Raw genomic sequence first — 16,113 nt, 5'->3', positions numbered from 1 at the left:
ACCACGCCGCCCGTGCCGCCCTCCGGCCCGGCCCGCGCCAGCATTCGGTGTTGTCCATCCCGGGCAGGTGTTGTCCGTCGATCGGCTCGCCACCGCTTCCAGTTAGGCCTGCAGAACGATGCCTTTCTGCATACACACGGTAGGCAGAAGGGATCGTTCTGAACGGACACCACAGACCGCTACGGCGATCGGGTAGCCGCCCACAATTCCGTGCTGTGACTGGTCACTCCGATCGCACCGGCGGTCAGGGCGGCCCGCACGTCGTTCTCGTCGGTGACGAAACCGGAGACGATGAACGGTTCGAACACCCGCAGGTCCTCCGGATCGATCCGCGGCACCACCGGCCCCGGCATCACCTGGACCAGATCGGGGTGGGAGGTGCGGACCGAGTCCAGGGCACGCGGCAGGTTCGAACGGTCGGTCACGAACACCTTCTGCATCGCCAACAGCTTGGCGTGCTGGATGCGCTGCATCAGCGAGCCCCGCGTCGACACCACACCGACGGCACCGAGCGCCTGCAGATAGTCCACCCCGCCACGATCCTGGGCCAGCCCCGGGATCGAGTCGATGTTGACGATGCTGAGGATTCCCTGCTGGGTCAGCACTTCCAGCGCCTTGGGCAACAGCAGCAGATCGATGTTCGCCACCACGGCCGCCCGGCAGTCCGAGCCGAGCAGTGCGGGCAGGCTGTCCACCCCGTAGAGCACACCGATCACCGGATGCTGCCGGACCGCTTGCTGCAGTTGCGCGAGTCCGCTCACAGACCCAGTTTGCCCGGGTTGAGCAGGTTGTCCAGGTCGACGACCCGCTTGATGGTCTCCAGCAGCGCGAAGGATTCACCCAGCGACTCCCGCATGTAGGGCGCGCGCAGCAGGCCCACCCCGTGGTGGTGGCTCAGCGTGGCCCCGTGCCGCAGCACCACCTCATTGGCCGCATCCCACGCCGCCCGGTACCAGTCGGCCCGCCGCTCGGGTTCGACCTTGCCGCGCAGCGAGAAATAGAGACAGCCGTCGGTGACGTAGGCGTGGGACTGGTGCGCCGAGCCGGCGAGCGTACCCGGCACCGACGTCAGCGCCTCGATCACCTCGTCATAGATCGCCGGCAGATCCCGCCAGCGGCCGGTCATCTCCAGGGTGTCCGACACGAAGCCCGGGTCGGCCTTGAACCCCTCGGCACTCTTGCCGGTCACCATCCGGGTTTCCAACCAGCGTTCGAAGATCGCGTCCCCGTCCAGCCGGGTGCCGGTCTCGGCACAGACCTCCTCGGCGATCTGCAGGCCGGCATCCACCAGGGGTTGTGGCCCCTCGTCGGCGACCAGCAGCACGTTGGTGTCCGGCAGATCGAACTGCAGGCCACTCTCCAACTCGTCATAGAGCCGCAGCGCCGCCGGGGTCGCACCGCGCTGCATGATCTCCCGGCAGGCCTCCAGCCCGTCGGCGAAGCTGGCGAAGCCGTACGCGAAGGCCCGCGCATAGCTGGGCAGCCGGTGCACCTGGAGGCGTACCCGGGTGATCACCCCCAGGGTGCCCTCGGACCCGATGAACAGGGCCCGCAGATCCGGCCCCACGGCCGCGCGGGCGCTGTGCCCCAGGGACAGCTCGGTGCCGTCGGGCAGCACGACGTCGAGCCCGACCACCATGTCCTCGATCTTGCCGTAGCGGGTCGACAACTGTCCGGCCCCGCGGCAGGCGACCCACCCGCCGACGGTGCTCAACCCGAACGACGACGGCCAGTGGCCGGTGGTGAATCCCTGGTGCTGCAATTGCTCCTCGAAGACGTCCCCGAACATCCCGGCCTGGACTTCGACGATCTGGCTGGTGCGGTCCAGGTCGGTGATCTCGTTGAGCGCGCAGAGGTCCAGCACGATCCCGCCCCGCAGCGGCAGCGCGGCACCGGTGACATTGGATCGGCCGGCCGAGGCGGTGACCGGAATCCCCGTGCTGCTGGCGATCCGGAGCACCTCGACCACCTGCTGCTCGGTCTCGACCCGCACGATCGCACCGACCGGTGTCGCTGGATTCCCCGAGGTCTCGGCGATCATCGAACGGGCCCACCAGTCCCGGGTGCCGTCGATCAGTTCACGCTCGGTGGTCGCGACGGTGGCCCCGGTGGCCCGCAGCTCGTCCAGCACCTCGTCGGGGACGACCACCGGATCGGTCTGCAGCGAGTGCTCTCCCGCCGTGCTGTCCGGCACCGCCCAACCGGGCGTGGTCGGTCCGCCGACGGTGTATCGACCGTGGTTGTATCCGCGGCGAATCGCTTCTGCGCTGATCATTCGTGGACTCCCATCAGGATGTTGCGTTCGAGTTCGGTCGAGTTCCGGTACGCCGCGAGTTGCGCTTCCAGCGCGGCCTGGTCCAACCCGAGTTCGCTACCCAGGATCGCGGCCACCGCACCGGCGGCTTCGGCCGAGGCGTCCCGGCGGTAGAGCCGCGCCCGGGTCCGGCGCGACAGCACGTCATCGATCGTGCGAGCCATCTCGTGGCGCACCGCATGGACCGCCTCGGCCCGGATGTAGGGCAATCCGGCCACCAGCGGGTCATCGGCGCCCGGTTCGGTGAGCAGCTCGCTGACGAAGTGGCTCTCGGTGCCATAGCGTTCCCCCAGATGGGCGGCGAGCCCACCGGTGGCCTGGGACGCCTGCGGGTCGAAACCGACGCCGCCGACCAGCGGCGCCTTCTGCGTGCGGCAGCGGGTCCGGCGATCCAGGACCGCGCTGACCGCGTCGACGGTCTGTTCGGCCATGTGCCGAGAGGTGGTCAGCTTGCCACCGACGACGGTGACCAGACCATCGGGATCGGTCCGGATCTCGTGGTTCCGGCTGACCTCCAGGGTCTTGCCGCCGGGTGGGGCGATCAGTGGCCGGCAGCCGGCGATCGAACCGGTGATGTCCTCGGGTTTCAGATCGACCCGGAGGGCAGAATTCGCCCCCTCCAGAAGGAAATCCCGCTCCTCGCTGGTGCAGTGCACCGAGTCCAGGTCGCCCCGGTAGTCCTCATCGGTGGTGCCGAGCACGCTGTAGTCCCCCCAGCGGGTGATCGTGGCCCGCCGGGTCCGTCCCGGTACCGGCACGGTGACCGTGCAGTCATTGCGGATCAACCGCCACGGGAGCACCACATGGACGCCCTTGGCGGGCCGGATCGGTGGCACCTCGGCCTCGGGCCCGGCCGCGGAGAAGTCCCGCAACCACACCCCGGTCGCCATCACCACGCACCGGGTGGGCACGGTGATCGTGCGATCCTCGGCCTGCACCTCGACCCCGCTGATCCGTCCCCCGCTGCGGCAGACCTCGCTGAGGCGGGCATGGTTGACCACACAGGCACCGTGCAGGGCGGCGGTCCGGGCGACGGTGAGCGTGAGCCGGGCGTCGTCGGTGCGGGCGTCGAAATAGAGCAATCCGTAGCGCAGTTCCTCGGCCCGCAGCGTCGGGCAGCGGACCAGCACCTCATTGCGGGACAACCGCTGGTGCAGGCGGCCCTCGCGCCAGCCACCGGCCGCGTCATAGGACCACAGCAACGCCTCGAACCCGCTGGCCAGCCGGGGATCCAGGGCACCACCGCGGGCCAGCACCGGGAACATGAACGGCAGCCGCTGCACCAGATGCGGGGCGTTGTCGCGCAACCGCTGCCGCTCCAGCAGCGAATGCCGGACCAGCGGAAGGTTGCCCTGTTCGATGTAGCGCAGCCCGCCGTGCACCATCTTGGAGGACTTGGAGGAGGTGCCGCTGGCGAAGTCGTCCTTCTCCACCAGCGCCACCCGCAGGCCACGCAGTGCACAGTCCAGTGCGGTGTAGGCACCGGTGATCCCACCGCCGACGACGACCACGTCGAAGCTCTCGGCGGCCAACCGGTCCAGGTTGGTGCTGCGGTCGAACGGCACCGGGCGATCCAGCACGAGTTCTCTCGCCTGCCGGCTCTCCCGGCGCCCGGGAAGACTGATCCTTTTCATGATTCCTCTCGTCCGAGTTGGACTTCCTGGTCGACGACGGCCCGCCAGGCGGACCGGGCCCGCTGCCGGGCGGCCGTCGAGATGCTGGGTTCGAAGACCCGCAGCGTGTTGTCGGGCAGATCGCCCAGGGCCGGCCAACCGGGCAGCTGGCTGCCCGCCAGGTACGCCGCCCCGCGGAGGCTGGCGCTGGCCGCGCCGCGCACTCGATGCACCGGGATCCCCATCAGGTCGGCCTGCACCTGCAGCAGCAGGTCGCTGGCCGCGAGCCCGCCGCCGACGTTGATCCGCGTCGGGCGCACCGCGGCGGTGGAGACGTTGTCCTCATTGGCCTGGGTGACGAAGTGCGCCACCCCCTCCACCATCGCCCGGGCGACGTGCGCCGCGGTGGTGGCGGTGCTCAGCCCGCGCAACGCGCCACGGGCGTGCGGCGCCATCACCGGGCTGCGCATCCCGGTGATGCTGGGCAGGAAGGTGACCCCGCCGGAATCGGCAACGCTGGCAGCGATCTCGGTCATCTGTTCGGGCGAGTCGAACCAGCCGAGCCGGTCGCAGGCCCAGCTGAGGGCCGACCCGGTGGCGGCCGCGAATGTCTCCAGGGTGTAGCTGGATCGGCCGGCCGCCCGCCACCCGGTCAGCACCAGCGTGCCGTCGGGCGCCGACTCCGCTGCCGGCCAGTCATCACCGGTGCACAGGTCGACGAAGCTGCCGGTGCCGTGCACCACCATCGCATCGCCGCTGTGGGTGCAACCCAGCCCGACCAGCGCCGCGTGCTGGTCGCCGACGGCCGCCAGGATCGGCAGCGGCCGGCCGACGAGCTCGGCATCGAGTGTGCCGACGGGCGCGGCGTCGTCGATCAGGCGGGGGGCGAGTTCGGGCGGAAATCCCAGTGTGGTGAGCCAATCCTCGAGATAGCAGAACTCGCGCAGGTCGAGCGCTCCCCCGGCGGTCGCGTTGGTGGCCGAGGTGACCAGCGCCCGTTCGGCCGAGAGGTTCCAGATCAGCCAGGTGTCGATGGTCCCGAATCCGAGCCGGCCGTCGGCGTACGCCTGACAGACGCGCGGGTTCTCCCGCAGCTGGTGCGCGGCCCACAGGTAGGGCGAGCGCACCCCGGTGGGTCGACCGGTGCGGGCGCGCAGCCGTTCGTCCCAGCTGTCGGCGTACGCCTCGGCCAGCTCGGTGGCGTAACGGGTGTCCTGCCAGACCACCGCGGGGGTGAGCGGTTCACCGGTGACGGTGTCCCAGAGCACGGCGGTGGCCCGCTGCGTGCTGACCGCCACCCCGACCACCTGGTGCCGGGTCGGGTCGTGCTCTGACCAGGTGGCGGTGAGCACGTCGCGGGTGGCGCTCAGGATCCGGGCCGCGTCCTGTTCGACGAGACCGGGTGCCGGGCTGTCGGTGGTCAGCCGCTGGTAGTGCTCGTTGTGGGTCCGGCCGTCGGCGTCCACGATCGCCGCTCGGGTGCCGCTGGTTCCTTCGTCGATGGAGAGCATCACCTCCGGCATTCACATCACCTTCGTCCTGGTCGGCTCGTCGCTGAAGCCGGGCGCGTCCGCCTCTTCATCGACGTCGACCTCGGCGCGGGTCGGTTCCCAGCGCACCACCCAGCAGATGATGGCGGCGATCAGTGGCACGACGGCGAGGATCAGGAATGTGTTGCCGAGTCCGTAGTTCTCCCGGAAGATCGGGAAGACGGTGAGACCGAGGGCTGCGCCGAGGCCGCCCATCGCTCCGATCAGCCCGTTGGCACCGGCGCGGAGTTCGCTGCGGAAGGACAGGGTCGAGATCGACTTGCCGTTGGCACCGGGGCCGCCGGAGTGGAACAGGATGAACAGCGACGGGACCAGGAAGGCCAACCACAGCGGCATCTTCTGGAATCCGAGGCCGAGGATCACCAGCAGCACGAACACCACGGTGAAACCGATCGCCGAGGCCCGCCGCAGCCCGAGCTTCTTCCCGATCCATGGGGATGCGAAACCGCCGATGATGCCGAAGAGGTTGAACACGATCGTGCCGGTGGTGGCGGAGACGAAGTCGTTGCCGAACATCGCCAGGCTGATCACCGGCAGGTACCAGCCGACCGCGAAGTACTGGATGGACTGGCCGAGCTGCACCGTGGTGGCCAACACGGTCCGGGGCAGATAGATGCCGCGGAAGATCAGCAGCACGTTGCGGATGCCCTTGTTGGCCAGATTGATGATCGGCAGTCGTTCGCCCTCGGGTGCGGCGACGAACGGCTGACCATACATCTTGGTCATCGACTCGGCGGCTCGCTCCAGGTTCCCGTGCCGGGCCAGCCAGGCCGGGCTCTCCACCAGGAAGGTCAACTGCAGCACGAAGAGGAGGATCGCGACGACCCCGGTGGCACCGATCGCATAGCGCCAGATCGCGTCACCGACGTCCAGGTTGTAGAAGGCCAACGCGAGCAGCAGGTTGCTGGTCACCGCGGTGTACCAGATTCCCTGCCAGGTGTTGATCCGGGAGCTGAACTTCTTCGGTGTCAGTTCACCGAGCAGCGCCATCGCGATCGCGAAGTCCATGCCGTAGGCGGCACCGACGAAGAACCGTCCGGCGACGACCAGTTCGAAGCTGGGTGCGAAGGTGGCCAGCGCCGCACCGATCACGTAGAGCACCTTGGCGGCCACGATCGGGATCACCCGGCCGAACCTGTCGGCCAGCCAGCCACCGATCGGATTGAAGAAGATCGAGATCCAGGAGGCCATCGAGGTGAGCAGCGCGACCTGCGCGGCGGAGAGCTGGAGGTCCCTGGTCATCGGCGCCAGACCGGCGCTCAGTGCAGAATTGGAGAAGGCGTCGAGGAACAGACCTGCGAGCGCCAGCCACCAGATGACTCCGGCCCGACCGCTGATCCGTGGCCGGGAGTTGGTGAACTGGATGACGTCGTGCACGCCCCGGATCGTCGTCGGGGGCGCCGGTGTGGCTGCCAAGGACATGCTCTGACCTCTCTGTCAGCGGGCTGAGCGGCCGAGCGCCACCTGCTGACAGGCACACCAAGACCGCGCAGGATGTCTTGGCGTCTGGTCCCTGCGGGCCCATCCTCGGCGCACCCGGTTCACGCTGTCAAGGGTTCACGGGGCACTCCGGCAGGGCGAACGACGATGTCAGCGGGCCACGCTGGCCGGGAACAGATAGTCCAGGAAGCGCTGCACCACCGGCTGCGGCTCGTGGTTCGCCAGGCCGGGGCGTTCGTTGGCCTCGATGAAGACGTAGTCACCGCCGCGCACATCGGGGACCAGCAGATCGACCCCCGACACCGGGATGCCGATGGCCCGGGCCGCGGTCACCGCGGCCTCCTTGAGCTCCGGCGCCACCTGGTCGGTGACATCGTGGATGGTGCCGCCGGTGTGCAGGTTCGCGGTCCGGCGGACCAGGATCCGCTCCCCGGCCGGGGGCACGTCGTCGAGTTCCCAGCCCTCCTCGCGGACGGTGGCGATCGTCAACTCATCAAGGGGAATCCGGGATTCTCCACCGGAGGCACGGGAGCGGCGGCGCGAGTGCACCTCGATCAGCTCGCGGACGGTCCGCTCCCCCGTCCCGACGACCTCGGCGGGCCGGCGGACCGCGGCCGCCGCGACCTGCCCGTCGATGACCACCAGACGCAGATCCTCACCCTCGACGTGCTCCTCGATCAGCACCTCGGTGCCGGGACCACCGGCGCGACCGAGCGCGGTGTCCAACTGCTCGTCGGTGGTCACCCGGACGGTGATCCCGACCCCCTGCTCACCGCGTACCGGCTTGATCACGACCGTGCCGACCTCGGCGAGGAACTCGTGGTCCGCCTCGTCGAAGGTCGCCACTTTTCCTTGCGGTACGCGGATTCCGGCCTCCTCGACGACCCGGCGGGAGACCCGTTTGTCGTCGCAGCGGCTCATCGCCACTGCGGTGGTGTACTGCGACAGCGACTCGCGGGTGATCACCGTCCGCCCGCCGTATTCGAGTTGCAGATAGCCGGTCCCGGCGTCCAGCACGATCACCCGGATGCCGCGCCGCAGCGCCTCGTCGGCGATGATCCGGGCATAGGGGTTGAGTGCGTCCAGATCCTCCGGTGGCCCGCCGGCGAACAGCCGCTCGTTGATCGCGTTCTTGCGTTTCACCACCAGCTCGGGCACCTTGGCGAAGCCCATCCGCTCGTAGAGGCCGATCGCGGCGGTGTTGTCGTGCAGCACCGACAGGTCCATCCGCCGCAGCCCCCGCTCGGCGAAGGCCGCGACCAGGGCCCGGGTCAACGCCGCCCCGACCCCGGGGACGGTGGCCTGCGGATCGACCGCCAGGCACCACAGGCTGGAACCGCGCTCCGGGTCCCCCCACAGCGCCGCGTGGTCGACCCCGGTGACCGTGCCGATGATCTGGCCGCTGGTGCTGTCCACCGCGTTCAGATAGAGCACCTGCTCGGTGTCCAGCTGTCGCGCCATCCCGTCGATATCGGCGGTCACCATCTGGCAACGGCCGTAGATGGCGTTCATCGCGGCCAGGTCGTCGCGGTCCCGGGCCGGCCGGATCTCCAGCAGGGCAGGCAATTCCGCGTACCCCGGGTCCTGCTGTTCGGCACCGAAGCTGAGCCGATAGGTCAGGCTCGGGTCGATGAAGAACTCCTGCGGATGCTGCGCGATGAACACGTGCGCATCGGGCAGATAGACACAGCAGTCGCGGCGTCCGGTGGCCTCGTCGCGGAGCAGATCGCCGAGCTGGTCGTGACTGGCGAAGGTGTTGCCGAAGACCAGCCGCCCCCAGCCGAGATCCAGCACCACATCGCGTCCGGTCTCCACGGGAGCGCTGCTCACGCGCCGATTCCGTCCGGATTGGCCGCACCCTCACCGGCGCGGTCCACGTGCCGCTGCAGCCACAGCTCCAGCAGACCGATCTGCCACAGCGGATTCCCGCGCAGCGGTGTCAGCCGCTCGTTGGGTGCGGCGAGCAGCGCGTCGATCGCCTCCGGTCGGAACAACCCACGCTCCTTGGCCGCCGGCGCGTGCAGCGCATCGCGGACCAGCTCCAGCGGCCGCCCCGACAGATGGGTCAGCGCCGGTACCGGGAAATAGCCCTTCGGCCGGTCGATCACCCCGGCCGGGATCACCCGGCGGGCCGCCTGCTTGAGCACCCCCTTGCCGTCGTGGGCGGTCTTCAGCTCCGGCGGGCAGGTGGCGGCGAGCTCGACCAGCTCGTGGTCCAGGAACGGCACCCGGCCCTCCAAGCCCCAGGCCATCGTCATGTTGTCGACCCGCTTCACCGGATCGTCGACGAGCATCACCCGGGTGTCCAGCCGCAGCGCCCGGTCGGTCGCGGTCGCGGCCCCCGGTGCGGCGAAGTGGTCCCGGACGAAATCCTCGGCGGCGTACGCCCCGATCTGCCAGTCCGGTGCGATCAGTGCATCCAGACCGGCGCGATCCCTGTCGAAGAAGGCTTTCTGGTAGCGGCGCAGGGCGTCGTCGACATCCCCGTCAGCGGCCGCCGCCATCGGCGGATACCAGTGGTAACCGGCGAAGATCTCATCGGCGCCCTGCCCGGACTGCACCACCTTGACGTGCTTGCTGACCTCCTGGCTGAGCAGATAGAAGGCGACCACGTCATGGCTCACCATCGGCTCGCTCATCGACTCGATCGCACCGTCCAGCGCCGGCAGCATCCGATCGGCGGAAATCCTTATCTGGTGGTGATCGGTGTCGTACTCGCGGGCGATGATGTCGCTGTAGCGGAACTCGTCGCCCTCCTGGCCACCCGCGGATTCGAAGCCGATCGAGAAGGTCTTCAGGCCGTGCTGACCGGCCTCGGCCAGCAGCCCGACGATCAGCGAGGAGTCCAGCCCGCCGGAGAGCAGGCAGCCGACCGGGACATCGGCGACCAGCCGGCGCTCGACCGCGGTGCGCAGCGATGCGAGCACCGCGTCCTCCCAGTCGCGTTCGCTCCAGTCGCTGCGGGCATCGTCGCGGCTGAAATCGGCCTCCCAGTAGGTCTGTTCCTGCCGCCGACCGTCGGGTTCGATGGTCATGATGGTCGCCGGCGGCAACCGGTGCACCCCGGCCAGGATCGTCCGCGGCGAGGGCACCACCGAGTGGAAACTCAGATAGTGCTGCAGCGCCACCGGGTCCACCGTGTCATCGATCCCGCCGCCCTCGAGCAGCGCGGGCAGGGTGGAGGCGAAGCGGATCGCGCCATCGACCTCGGCCCAGTAGAGCGGCTTGATGCCGAGCCGGTCACGGACCAGCAGCACCCGCCCGGAATCGCGTTCGGCGATCGCGAACGCGAACATCCCCTGCAACCGGTCGACCACCGCCGGGCCCCACTCGGCGTACCCCTTGAGCACCACCTCGGTGTCGGAGTGCGAGGCGAACCGATGGCCGCGCCCGGCCAGGTCGGCACGCAGTTCCCGGTAGTTGTAGATGCAGCCGTTGAACGCGATCGTCAACCCGAGCTGGGCGTCGTGGATCGGCTGGGTGCCGGAGGGACTGAGGTCGATGATCGACAGCCGGCGATGACCGAGGGCCACCTGGTTCTGCGACCAGACCCCTTGTCCATCGGGGCCGCGAGGGGCCAACCGTCGTGTCATCGCGGCAACCGCGGACACGTCGGCTGCTCGGTGGAACGCGATCTCTCCAGCCAGGCCGCACATGGGGCACCAGCCTAGCGGGCCACCCGGTGGGTGGAACCAATCGACCGACGGACAGAACCTTTCGGCGCGCACAATGCGTGGTGTGACCATGAGCGAGAGCGGCACCGGCCAGTGGGCCATCGAGGTGGATGGGCTGGTCAAGAGCTTCGGTGGGCGGCAGGGCGACCGGCTGGCCCTCGACGGGCTGACCATGCGCGTCCCGCGCCGTGGCGTGCACGGGTTCCTCGGGCCGAACGGGGCCGGCAAATCGACCACCATCCGCGCCCTGGTCGGTCTGGTCCGCGCGAACGCCGGCACGATGCGGATCCTGGGTCGCCCGGTGCCGCAGCAGCTGCCGCAGATCATCGGTCAGGTCGGCGCGATCGTCGAGCGGCCCCGGTTCTTCAACGAGTTCGACGGCCGCAAGAACCTGCGACTGCTGGCCGCCTCGATCGGTCAGCCCGCTCATCGCGTCGATGCGGTGCTCGAGCACGTCGGGCTCACCGAACGCGCCCGGGACCGGTACGCCCACTACTCGCTCGGCATGAAGCAGCGACTCGCGGTCGCGGCCACCCTGCTCAAGGATCCGCAGGTGCTGATCTTCGACGAGCCGACCAACGGCCTCGACCCCTCCGGCATCCGAGAGATGCGGCAGACGATGCGCGCGCTCGCCGATCAGGGCCGGGCGGTCCTGGTCTCCAGCCACCTGATCGGCGAACTGGAGCAGGTCGTCGACTCGGTCACCGTGATCCGCGCCGGCCGGGCGCTGGCAGAGGGCACCCTGGCCGACGTGCTCGGGGACCGGCTGAGCGGCATCTGGGTGCGGGTCGCCGAGCCGGAGCGGGCCGCGGCGGTGCTGCGTACGCACGGCTGGGCGGTCGCGGTACGCCCCAGGGGCGTCGAGGCGACCGGGGACCAGCCGCCGGCGGCGATCAGCCGGCAACTGGCCGAACACGACCTGTGGGTGGAGGAGCTGCACCCGATCCGCACCTCGCTGGAGGAACGCTTCCTCGAGCTGACCAGCACCCCCGAACCCTTCGTCACCGGTCCCTGGAGGTCTGTATGAGCACCCTGTTGCGCCCGGAGTTGGAACGCTTCCTGACCCGCCCGGTCACCTGGATCGGTGCGCTCACCGCGTCGGTCCTGATCGTCCTGATCGGGTGGGCCACCGGCACCCCGAATCGGTTCTACGACCAGGTCCCGCGCCCGGCGATGAACATGAATGATGGGGTGAACACGCTCATGGTGGTCGCCCTGTTCGCCTCGGCGCTGGCCTACTGGACCGCGGCCTCCTACGCCGGTTCCGAACTCTCCAGCGGGGTGCTCGGCACCTGGCTGACGTTCACGCCACGGCGGGTCCCGGTCTATCTGGCGAAGGTGGTGACGGTGGCCCTGCCGTCCTTCGGCTTCGCACTGCTGTTCGCCCTGGTTCTGCTCGGCCTGCAGCACCTGCGGACACCAGGATCCGGCAGCACGCTGCAGGAACTGGTCGGACTCGCGGTGCGGATCGCGGTCACGGCGGCGAGCTTCGCGATCCTCGGCCTGGTGGCCGCCATCATCGGGCGGAGCACCCTCAGCGCGCTCGGCATCCTGCTGGGTTACCTCGTGCTGATGATGACGCAGGCCTGGTTGATCAACTCCATGAACACCGATCATGATGACTGGTTCGGCCCGGAGCGGGTGCTCGGGCAGTTCCTTCTCACCCGTGCCCCGGTCAACGGTCTGCCGCACATGCCGGGCAGCGCACCGCGAGCCGATCTCTACTTCGACTATTCCCCGATCGCACTGGCCGGTTTCGGCTGGCTGCTGATCATGGCCGCCGTCGTCGCGGTCGGCGGCCTCGTGTTCGCCCGTCGCGATGTCAACTGAACGCCCGGCGTACCACCGGAACTCTCGGCGTACCATGGCGGGGTGACTGTAACGCCCGAAGGACGCAAGCTGCTCCGGCTCGAGGTGCGCAATGCGCAGACCCCGATCGAGAAGAAGCCGAAGTGGATCAAGACCACCGCGAAGATGGGGCCGCAGTACCGCGAACTGCAGAAACTCGTCAAGGACGAGAGCCTGCACACGGTCTGCCAGGAGGCCGGTTGCCCGAACATCTTCGAGTGCTGGGAGGACCGCGAGGCCACCTTCCTGATCGGTGGCGACTCCTGCACCCGGCGTTGCGACTTCTGCCAGATCGAGTCGAAGAAGCCCGAGGCCTACGACACCGGTGAGCCGCTGCGGGTGGCCGAGAACGTGCAGACGATGGGCCTGAAGTACGCCACCATCACCGGCGTCTGCCGCGACGACCAGCCCGATCTGGGGGCCTGGTTGTACGCCGAGACGATCCGTCGGGTGCACGAGCTCAACCCGGGCGTCGGTGTGGAGATGCTGGCGCCGGACTTCAACGGCCGCCCCGAGCTGCTGCAGCAGCTGTTCGAGCAGCAGCCGGAGGTGTTCGCGCACAATGTGGAGACCGTGCCGCGCATCTTCAAGCGGATCCGTCCCGGTTTCCGCTACGAACGCTCCCTCGACGTGCTCACCCAGTCCCGCGACGCCGGGCTGGTCACCAAGTCCAACCTGATCCTCGGCATGGGTGAGACCCGCGAGGAGGTCAGCCAGGCGCTGCAGGACCTCTACGACGCCGGCTGCGAGATCATCACCATCACCCAGTACCTGCGCCCGAGCCAGCTGCACCACCCGATCGAGCGCTGGGTCACCCCCGACGAGTTCACCGAGCTGGCCGACGAGGCGCGGGCGATCGGCTATGCGGGCGTGATGAGCGGGCCGCTGGTGCGTTCGTCCTACCGGGCCGGTCGGCTCTATCGTGAGGCCCTGGATCGGCGGAGCCGATCCGACGACGAGTACGCCGCTCGGGACACCCGGCGTACCGCCTAGGAACCACGACCAGAGAGAGACCATGGCCGACAAGCAGAGCGCGAAGCAGGCCCAGGCACAGGCGAAGGCCGACGCCAGGGCCGCGCGCCGGGCGGCGAAGGAACGCCGCCGCACGACCACCGACCCCAACGAGATGGGCCGGTTCCGGCAGATCTACCGGGCGTACCAGCTGACCCACGAGTACGACAAACCGCTGCCCTGGCTGCTGCTCGGGGCCTTCGCTGTGCCGATCGTGCTGGCCGTGGTGATCGCGCTGCTGTTCGCCGGAGGCTCGGTCTTCTCCTGGATCATGTTCGTGCTCACCGGCATCATGCTCGGCATCCTGCTGGCGCTGCTGCTGCTCACCAACCGCACCAAGAAGGCGACCTTCAAGCGGTACGCCGGCCAGGTCGGCTCGGCCGAGGTGGCGCTGCAGATGCTCGGCAACAAGTGGGTGCACGATCCGGTGATCGCGGCCACCAAGCACCAGGATGTGGTGCACCGGGCGATCGGCCCGGGCGGGATCGTTCTGGTCTCCGAGGGCGACCCGAACCGGGCCAAGCAGCTGCTGGCCAGCGAGGAGCGCAAGCACGAGAAGTTCATCTCCGGGGTGGTCATCTCCACCTTCCAGATGGGTGACAAGCCCGGCCAGGTGTCGAACGACAAGCTGGCCAACGCGGTGAAGAAGCTGCCCAAGACGCTGCAGGCGCATCAGGTCACCGACGTCCGCAACCGGCTCCGCGCGATCGACGCGGTCCGCCCGAAGGTGCCGGTCCCCCGCGGCCCGATGCCGACCAACATGAAGGGCGCCCGCAAGGGCATGCGGGGCCGCTGACCCCGGCTAGACTGGTTCCTCGTGCCAGCAGCCAACCTCGTCAACGCCGAGAAGATCAGCAAGGTCTATGGCACCCGGACCATCCTCGATGAGGTCTCGGTCGGGCTGGGCCGCGGTGATGTGATCGGTGTCGTCGGCCGCAACGGCGACGGCAAGTCCACCCTGCTGGGTGCGCTGACCGGCCGGATCGAGCCGGACTCCGGGCGGGTCACCCGCACCGGCAGCGTGTCGATCGGCAGCCTCGACCAGGTCGATTCGTACGCCCCCAGCGCCACCGTCCGCGAGGTGATCGTGGACGGTCAGCCCGACCACGTCTGGGCCGCCGACAGCTACCGCCGCGGTGTGGTCCAGCACCTGCTCGCCGACATCGACCTGGACGCCGAGCTCGGCCGGCTCTCCGGCGGTGAACGCCGGCGTACCGCGCTGGTCGCGGTGATGCTCGGCCAGCACGACCTGCTGGTCCTCGACGAGCCGACCAACCACCTGGACGTGGAAGCCGTCGCCTGGCTGGCCGAACACCTGCGTACCCTGCAGCAGCGCGATGTGGCGATGCTGGTGGTCAGCCACGACCGCTGGTTCCTGGACGCGATCTGCACCCGGATCTGGGAGGTGCACGACGGCGTCGTGGACGCCTACGAGGGCGGCTATGCGGCGTACACCCTGGCCCGCGCGGAACGCTCCCGGCAGGCCGCCGCCAACGAGGCCCGCCGACAGAATCTGGTCCGCAAGGAACTGGCCTGGCTGCGGCGCGGTGCCCCCGCGCGCACCTCCAAGCCGAAGTTCCGGATCGAGGAGGCGAACCGGCTGATCGAAGACGTCCCGCCGCCGCGGGACAAGCTCGCCCTGGAACGGTTCGCGGTCACCCGGCTCGGCAAGGATGTCTTCGACCTGACCGAGATGAGCTATGCCCTGCCCGATGCGCCCGGGTCCGACGGCCGGGTGCTTTTCGACCACCTGAACTGGTCGATCGGCCCCGGGGATCGGATCGGGCTGGTCGGGGTGAACGGCGCCGGCAAGACCACCCTGCTCAAACTGCTGTCCGGTGAGCTCTCCCCCGGCTCCGGCCGGGTCAAACAGGGCAAGACGCTGCGGCTGGGCCACCTCACCCAGGCGGTCCGCGAACTGGACGACGGCGACCGGGTGCTGGACAACGTCAACCGGTTGAAGGCCGAGACCAGGCTGGCCACCGGGCGGGAGGCCAGCGCCTCCCAACTGCTGGAGGAGTTCGGCTTCACCGGGAACCGGCTGACCACCAGGATCGGTGACCTCTCCGGCGGTGAGCGGCGTCGGTTGCAGCTGCTCCGGCTGCTGATGAGCGAACCCAATGTGCTGCTGCTCGACGAGCCGACCAACGACCTGGACATCGACACCCTGACCGTCGTCGAGGACTATCTCGATTCCTGGCCGGGCACGCTGATCGTGGTCTCCCACGACCGCTACTTCCTGGAGCGGGTCACCGATGTGACCTATGCGCTGATGGGTGACGGCAGCTGCGTGCTGCTGCCCGGTGGGGTCGAGCAGTATCTGGATCATCGCCGCAGTCGTCCGCAATCGGGTCCCCAGCGCACCGAGCGGTCGGCGGCCGCGCAACCGTCGGCGCCGGCCGGGCCGTCGGCGGCCGCACTGCGCCAGGCGAAGAAGGACCTGGCCCGGTTGGAACAGCAGCTGGCCAGGCTGTCGGGGCGGATCGACGCCCTGCACGGCCAGATGGCGGAGGCGGCGAGCGACTACCAGCGGCTCGCCGAACTGCAGGCCGAGGCGGACCGGTTGCAGGCCGAGCATGACCAGCTCGAGGAGGACTGGCTGGCCGTGGCCGAGCTGGTCGAGTCCTGAGTGGCTTATCCATTTTAGACGTCCCTCGACGCCG

Annotated in this window: 12 protein-coding genes; 5 read left to right on the top strand and 7 right to left on the bottom strand. The window is 69.1% G+C overall.

Translation table 11 applies throughout. The annotated features are described in order from the left end of the window. Window positions 1-179 precede the first annotated feature (179 nt). From BI335_RS08185 to BI335_RS08155, 7 genes are all read right to left on the bottom strand, one after another. The gene (locus BI335_RS08185; protein ID WP_172421785.1) at window positions 180-761 is read right to left on the bottom strand and encodes a glycerol-3-phosphate responsive antiterminator; all 582 of its coding nucleotides are present in this window, start codon (window positions 759-761) and stop codon (window positions 180-182) included. After that, the gene (locus BI335_RS08180) at window positions 758-2,275 is read right to left on the bottom strand and encodes an FAD-binding oxidoreductase (RefSeq protein ID WP_094430196.1); all 1,518 of its coding nucleotides are present in this window, start codon (window positions 2,273-2,275) and stop codon (window positions 758-760) included. Before BI335_RS08180 ends, BI335_RS08185 begins: the two co-directional genes overlap by 4 nt. Beyond that, window positions 2,272-3,948 carry a glycerol-3-phosphate dehydrogenase/oxidase gene (locus BI335_RS08175; protein WP_094430194.1) on the bottom strand — a complete coding sequence of 559 codons (1,677 nt, stop codon included), beginning with the start codon at window positions 3,946-3,948 and terminating at the stop codon, window positions 2,272-2,274. Before BI335_RS08175 ends, BI335_RS08180 begins: the two co-directional genes overlap by 4 nt. Continuing rightward, the gene (locus BI335_RS08170; RefSeq protein WP_094430191.1) at window positions 3,945-5,450 is read right to left on the bottom strand and encodes an FGGY family carbohydrate kinase; all 1,506 of its coding nucleotides are present in this window, start codon (window positions 5,448-5,450) and stop codon (window positions 3,945-3,947) included. The genes BI335_RS08175 and BI335_RS08170 overlap by 4 nt, the downstream gene beginning before the upstream one ends. Then, complete coding sequence (locus BI335_RS08165) at window positions 5,451-6,899, bottom strand: MFS transporter (RefSeq protein WP_094430189.1); 1,449 nt, start codon at window positions 6,897-6,899, stop codon at window positions 5,451-5,453. 168 nt (window positions 6,900-7,067) lie between these two features. Continuing rightward, window positions 7,068-8,747 carry an N-acetylglutaminylglutamine synthetase gene (ngg, locus tag BI335_RS08160; protein ID WP_094430187.1) on the bottom strand — a complete coding sequence of 560 codons (1,680 nt, stop codon included), beginning with the start codon at window positions 8,745-8,747 and terminating at the stop codon, window positions 7,068-7,070. After that, entirely contained in the window at window positions 8,744-10,573 is a 1,830-nt protein-coding gene (locus tag BI335_RS08155) for an N-acetylglutaminylglutamine amidotransferase (RefSeq protein ID WP_094356451.1), read from the bottom strand. The genes ngg and BI335_RS08155 overlap by 4 nt, the downstream gene beginning before the upstream one ends. An 88-nt stretch (window positions 10,574-10,661) precedes the next feature. Between BI335_RS08155 and BI335_RS08150 the strand changes: the two genes are divergently transcribed. Genes BI335_RS08150 through BI335_RS08130 form a run of 5 tightly spaced genes read left to right on the top strand, consistent with a single transcriptional unit; the run spans window position 10,662 to window position 16,079 of the window. Continuing rightward, a complete protein-coding gene (locus BI335_RS08150) occupies window positions 10,662-11,618 on the top strand; it encodes an ABC transporter ATP-binding protein (RefSeq protein ID WP_229119501.1) in 957 nt (318 codons plus the stop codon). After that, window positions 11,615-12,421, top strand: coding sequence for a hypothetical protein (locus BI335_RS08145; protein ID WP_094430182.1), 807 nt, complete (start codon window positions 11,615-11,617; stop codon window positions 12,419-12,421). The genes BI335_RS08150 and BI335_RS08145 overlap by 4 nt, the downstream gene beginning before the upstream one ends. Before the next feature lie 42 nt (window positions 12,422-12,463). Then, window positions 12,464-13,432 (top strand): lipoyl synthase, encoded by a 969-nt coding sequence (gene lipA / locus BI335_RS08140; RefSeq protein WP_094430180.1) that lies wholly within the window; start codon window positions 12,464-12,466, stop codon window positions 13,430-13,432. A gap of 22 nt (window positions 13,433-13,454) precedes the next feature. Then, window positions 13,455-14,246 (top strand): DUF4191 domain-containing protein, encoded by a 792-nt coding sequence (locus BI335_RS08135; protein ID WP_094356447.1) that lies wholly within the window; start codon window positions 13,455-13,457, stop codon window positions 14,244-14,246. Between the two features lie 21 nt (window positions 14,247-14,267). Further along, window positions 14,268-16,079 (top strand): ABC-F family ATP-binding cassette domain-containing protein, encoded by a 1,812-nt coding sequence (locus tag BI335_RS08130; protein ID WP_094430178.1) that lies wholly within the window; start codon window positions 14,268-14,270, stop codon window positions 16,077-16,079. The last annotated feature ends 34 nt before the right edge of the window (window positions 16,080-16,113 follow it).

Source organism: Enemella evansiae (assembly GCF_002250705.1).
Lineage (GTDB): Bacteria > Actinomycetota > Actinomycetes > Propionibacteriales > Propionibacteriaceae > Enemella > Enemella evansiae.
Note: the sequence above shows the minus strand (reverse complement) of the source record. Positions and strands in the feature narration are given on the sequence as shown.

What these genes read in the sequence shown, in the direction of transcription:
- BI335_RS08180 (WP_094430196.1), bottom strand. Translation starts at nt 2,275, where the DNA reads ATGATCAGCGCAGAAGCGATTCGCCGCGGATACAACCACGGTCGATAC.
- BI335_RS08175 (WP_094430194.1), bottom strand. Translation starts at nt 3,948, where the DNA reads ATGAAAAGGATCAGTCTTCCCGGGCGCCGGGAGAGCCGGCAGGCGAGA.
- BI335_RS08170 (WP_094430191.1), bottom strand. Translation starts at nt 5,450, where the DNA reads ATGCCGGAGGTGATGCTCTCCATCGACGAAGGAACCAGCGGCACCCGA.
- BI335_RS08165 (WP_094430189.1), bottom strand. Translation starts at nt 6,899, where the DNA reads ATGTCCTTGGCAGCCACACCGGCGCCCCCGACGACGATCCGGGGCGTG.
- BI335_RS08155 (WP_094356451.1), bottom strand. Translation starts at nt 10,573, where the DNA reads ATGTGCGGCCTGGCTGGAGAGATCGCGTTCCACCGAGCAGCCGACGTG.
- BI335_RS08150 (WP_229119501.1), top strand. Translation starts at nt 10,662, where the DNA reads ATGAGCGAGAGCGGCACCGGCCAGTGGGCCATCGAGGTGGATGGGCTG.
- BI335_RS08145 (WP_094430182.1), top strand. Translation starts at nt 11,615, where the DNA reads ATGAGCACCCTGTTGCGCCCGGAGTTGGAACGCTTCCTGACCCGCCCG.
- BI335_RS08135 (WP_094356447.1), top strand. Translation starts at nt 13,455, where the DNA reads ATGGCCGACAAGCAGAGCGCGAAGCAGGCCCAGGCACAGGCGAAGGCC.